This window comes from uncultured Pseudoteredinibacter sp. (assembly GCF_947500695.1).
Classification (GTDB): Bacteria; Pseudomonadota; Gammaproteobacteria; order Pseudomonadales; family Cellvibrionaceae; genus Pseudoteredinibacter.
In genome coordinates this window covers 1-456 of sequence record NZ_CANMSS010000034.1, presented here as the reverse complement: position 1 = coordinate 456, position 456 = coordinate 1, and the positions used below count along the sequence as shown (strand labels likewise).

The following is a 456-nucleotide window of genomic DNA, read 5'->3' as shown; positions in this document are numbered from 1 at the left end:
CGATCCCGCGATAGCCGTATTAACACCACCAGAGATATCGCCAGTTTGTGTACCCGCAACTACGCCGGTAATCGCTGCTGCATCAGCACCATCTACATCAGCGCCACCAACATCAGTTCTAACATTACCCGTTGCGTTATTGTCGGCATCAGTTGAATCGGCATCCGCGTTTGCGACCGGGGCAGTATCGGTAATTAAGATGTCTAAAGTACCGTTAGCTGTCGTGCCATCGCTGTCGGTTACCACCACCGCCAAGCTATCAACTACTTCGCCACCACTGTGATCTTTGGCTGTACCGTTTGGATCGTAGCTGTAAGTAACCTCGCCCGTGCCCGAATTGTAATCGGTAATAGTTAATACACCTTCTGGAGTATTAACGGTGATGTTGCTGGTTGAAGCGTTGTTTAATGCAGCTGCGGTAATATTTTGTCCAGCTATGCTGAGCGAACCTAAACC

The 456-nt window shown here is 49.6% G+C and carries 1 protein-coding gene; it reads right to left on the bottom strand.

Going from position 1 to position 456, the window contains the following annotated elements; all coding sequences use genetic code 11:
- Positions 1-456, bottom strand: a 456-nt coding sequence (locus Q1A08_RS21375; RefSeq protein ID WP_299776424.1) for a hypothetical protein, incomplete at both ends; no start/stop codon positions are given.